The 565-nt window shown below is 71.9% G+C and carries 1 protein-coding gene; it reads right to left on the bottom strand.

Annotation, left to right across the window (positions count from 1 at the left end; translation table 11 throughout):
• Window positions 1-565, bottom strand: a 565-nt coding sequence (locus ACXAID_RS28345; RefSeq protein ID WP_475025467.1) for a DUF222 domain-containing protein, incomplete at both ends; no start/stop codon positions are given.

Below are 565 nucleotides of genomic sequence, written 5' to 3' on the forward strand. Positions count from 1 at the left end.
GTAGCCCGTTGTGGGTGCCGAGGGTGCCCGAGGACAGGGTGTCGCGGCACAGGGCCAGGAAGGCGTCGTGGTCGCGCTGGGCGGGGCTGCGGTCGTCGCGGCTGACCGGTCGGTCGCGGTTTTGGTCGGGGCGGCTGGCGCCGGGGGCGGCGAGTTTGGCCGCCGCGGCTTCCCAGTAGGACCGTGCGGCCGGGGTGAGGTATCCGGTGAGTTTGCTCATGCCGTCGGGTTGTTGGCGGCCCAGGCGTAGGCCGCGTTTGCGGTTCTGTTCTTTCTCATCGGGTACCGCCCCGTCGGGGTCGATGGTGATCAACAGCCGTTTGGCGGCCTGGCGTAGCTGGTCGGGGTCCAGTTCGGTGGCCGCCTGAGCGAGCTGGGTTTCGGCGGCGGCGCGGGTGCCGATGTCGACCCAGTGGGGCAGGGCGTCGAAGAACTCGCTGATGGCGGCGATATGGCCGGCTCCGATGTGTCCGTGGGCTTGGGCGGCCGCGACGTGTTCCCAGTGCGGGGGCAGCGAGGCCCCGGACAGGGCTCGGCGCTCGCCGAGCATCGCGGCGTCGCGGAC

This window comes from Mycobacterium sp. ABE4_509 (genome assembly GCF_056160785.1).